At 36.3% G+C, this 2971-nt stretch carries 3 protein-coding genes; 1 reads left to right on the top strand and 2 read right to left on the bottom strand.

Annotated features, from left to right (window positions below; translation table 11 throughout):
- Positions 1-27: 27 nt before the first annotated feature.
- The gene (locus tag AACU95_RS09920; RefSeq protein ID WP_004246524.1) at positions 28-915 is read right to left on the bottom strand and encodes a LysR family transcriptional regulator; all 888 of its coding nucleotides are present in this window, start codon (positions 913-915) and stop codon (positions 28-30) included.
- A gap of 124 nt (positions 916-1039) precedes the next feature.
- Positions 1040-2011, bottom strand: a complete 972-nt coding sequence (locus AACU95_RS09915) for a nitrilase family protein (protein WP_004246525.1) — start codon at positions 2009-2011, stop codon at positions 1040-1042.
- A 213-nt stretch (positions 2012-2224) separates the two neighbouring features.
- Between AACU95_RS09915 and umoA the strand changes: the two genes are divergently transcribed.
- Positions 2225-2767, top strand: coding sequence for a flagellar biogenesis regulator UmoA (gene umoA / locus AACU95_RS09910; protein ID WP_004246526.1), 543 nt, complete (start codon positions 2225-2227; stop codon positions 2765-2767).
- Positions 2768-2971 lie beyond the last annotated feature (204 nt).

The following is a 2971-nucleotide window of genomic DNA, read 5'->3' as shown; positions in this document are numbered from 1 at the left end:
TTAAAAGAAATAAAGAAAGCTAATTGTTTATTTAATATCAATTTTTTCAGTAATTATTTTAATAAAAAGATCACGTTCTTTATTTTTAATATTACTATTCCAAATTACACCAATTTTCCATTGTGTGTATAACCCAGATAGAGGTAACAATGTGACTCTTTGTTTATCACAAATTAATTGCGCGCTTTTAGGCACTAATGCTATCCCTAATCCAGCCGCGACTAGCGCTAATTGGGTCTGAATATCTTGAGATTGCTGTAATAAACGCGGTGCTAGTTTATGCTGTTGTAAAAAAGCATGTATCTGCTGATACAGTTTTTTCCCTTTTTCTGGAGCAAGTAAAATAAGCCCTAATGAGTCGAAATAATGTAATGGGTTATAATCTGCCTCCAACACCGTAATATGTTGTGTTGCAATAGCTAACATCAGTTGCTCTTGTGTCAACGCTATCCCTTGTAAAGGGGGCATAACGGGTAAACGAGAAAAAGCCACATCAAGTTCACCCATTAATAATTTTTCTTCCATTTTATGAGAAGACATATCATCAATATTGACGCTAATATTTGGCTCAATTTGATTAAATCTCGCCAATAGTGAAGTAATAAAACTTAATGATGACAGACCGAATCCCGCATAAAGTGAGACTTTTTGTGGCTCAACTAATTGACGAGCTTGTTTTTCTAAAATATGGGATTCCCGTAATACCACTTGAGCTTGATTGAGTAAATATTGTCCTTCTTGCGTGAGCTTTGCACCATGGCGACCACGCTCAAACAACACGATATCCAGTTGTGATTCCAACGTTTTAATCTGTTTAGTTAATGCAGGTTGGCTAATACAAAGCTGTTTGGAGGCTTCACCAAAGTGCCCTGTATCAGCTAACACCACAAAAGCATTTAATAAACGTGTATCCATTATTTATCATCAAACCTATATTAGTTTCTTTTATTATTCTAACATAAAATAAATTAGTAAAATTAATATTAGGTGTTAATCTTTTGTCTGATAAATAATTATGCTCTTTTTATAATTATCTCTATTAGTCCTTGTTACCAAAACGAACGGAAATCGGATCTTGTTCATTACCTTGTCGAGTGGTGAGGATCTGATATAGCTCTGGTCTTCTGCCCGTTAACCAGCGTCTCCCTGTTGATTCAGGCAAAAGCGTTAAATCAATATCCGTAACGACCATATCGTCTTCTATCGCACAGCTTTCTTTTACAATACGTCCATAAGGATCGATAACCATCGCATTACCCGTTCTCACCTCTTCTTCATCACGCCCAACCCCATTACTGAAGATGATAAACATACCATTATCGTGAGCTCTAGCAGGTAACCAGCGCATTAGCCATCCTTTGCCATGTTCACCTTGAAAAGCAGCTTGTAACGCTTGTGGATCTTGCTGACGATTTTCCCACAACGCCATTGGAATAGGTTTCATGCTGTGTGGACTACGAGAGTGGGTTCCGCCAGTTTGATGAGGAGCCAATAAAATATCTGCCCCTAATAACGCCGTCGCCCGTGCGTTCTCAACTAAATTATTATCCCAGCAAATTAAAATACCCATTTTAATCCCCCATGGGGTATCAAATACGGTGTATTGATCTCCGCTACAAATAACCGGATGTTCAAATGCATGCAATTTACGATGTTTTTGTAATGAACCATCAGGCATACAAACAACCCAAGTATTATACAAATTATTATTGTTATCCCGTTCAATTAATCCAACACCAATAGCCATTGCATACTGTTGTGCTTTTTGTTTAATGGATTTTAATGATGCGCTATCAGCCAGTTTTTCACTTAATGCATAAACCTGTTGCGCCGGTAATTTAGGGACATGCCAGTATCCCGTGATACACATTTCAGGAAATACTAGAAGATTCACTTTTTCACTGGCAGCCATCTCAATAAACTGATGTATTTTGGCTAAATTATAATCTTTATCATTAGCCTTATGTTGTAGTTGTACGCTTGCAACACGTAATGTCGTTAATGGGTTCATAAACGGTTACCTCTACACTGTCTTATTTATCACCTTTTCACCTTTATTATCTAAACGTTTTTTTGTCCAAAATATAATCAATTATTTTCTATTTTTAATAACCTTTTGGAATGGAAAGGGATAAGCATCAGAAATGGCACGCTGTTATAGCGTTATTTTACGGAATAACACCCTAGTTTTCTGGCATCATAATAGTAATAAAAAGGAGTATTTATGTTGGCTAGAGCCTTGTTTATCCCTCTTTCATTCCCTTTACTCGCCTTATCTTGCTACTGTTGGGCAGGAAATGGTCTGGTGGATAGAACATGGACAGCTTCAGGAATGGATAGCTATAGTTATCGCCAAGCGCTAAGGCAGCCAACGGTTGGCTCACGTTATACTCTTTTTAATATTACACCCGATATGCCAACGCCAGGTGGCACGAGTCCTGTTGGTACTAAAGGAATTCGCTATATTGCGATGAAATATGGCCCTTATGGGCAACCTGAACACTATAAAACCTACCAAGTGATGTTCTCTCACTATTCCACCACCACCACACGTAAAGTTCGTTATTTAGGTGAGTTATATACCGTTGTCGGTGATATTTATTTAATCGATCCTGCTGCTACCACCAATGAATGGCAACGCGGTCGTAGCCAAATAGTTGAAGAGTATTATGAGATTTTAGATACACATGGAAATAGGACAGGCAAAGGATTGCGTTTTAACCGCTGGGATAGACCTATAAATATAACAAATTGGTCTACATATTAATATATATTTAATTTCTCATCTTTTTATTAATTCTCTCTTAATGTCAATATTGCTTTCTCTTCTATAATAGTTTTTTTATTCTATAAAGCTTATCTAGAAAGCCATTGATTCTATATAAAAAAATGATAATACAACAAAGAATATATCTGTATTCTTTTGTATTTTTGTTTTCTATAAATACATAAAAACATTAAGGCTAAATTA

The organism is Proteus sp. G4415 (genome assembly GCF_963896075.1).
GTDB lineage: Bacteria > Pseudomonadota > Gammaproteobacteria > Enterobacterales > Enterobacteriaceae > Proteus > Proteus mirabilis.
Note: the sequence above shows the minus strand (reverse complement) of the source record. Positions and strands in the feature narration are given on the sequence as shown.

What these genes read in the sequence shown, in the direction of transcription:
- AACU95_RS09920 (WP_004246524.1), bottom strand. Translation starts at nt 915, where the DNA reads ATGGATACACGTTTATTAAATGCTTTTGTGGTGTTAGCTGATACAGGG.
- AACU95_RS09915 (WP_004246525.1), bottom strand. Translation starts at nt 2,011, where the DNA reads ATGAACCCATTAACGACATTACGTGTTGCAAGCGTACAACTACAACAT.
- umoA (WP_004246526.1), top strand. Translation starts at nt 2,225, where the DNA reads ATGTTGGCTAGAGCCTTGTTTATCCCTCTTTCATTCCCTTTACTCGCC.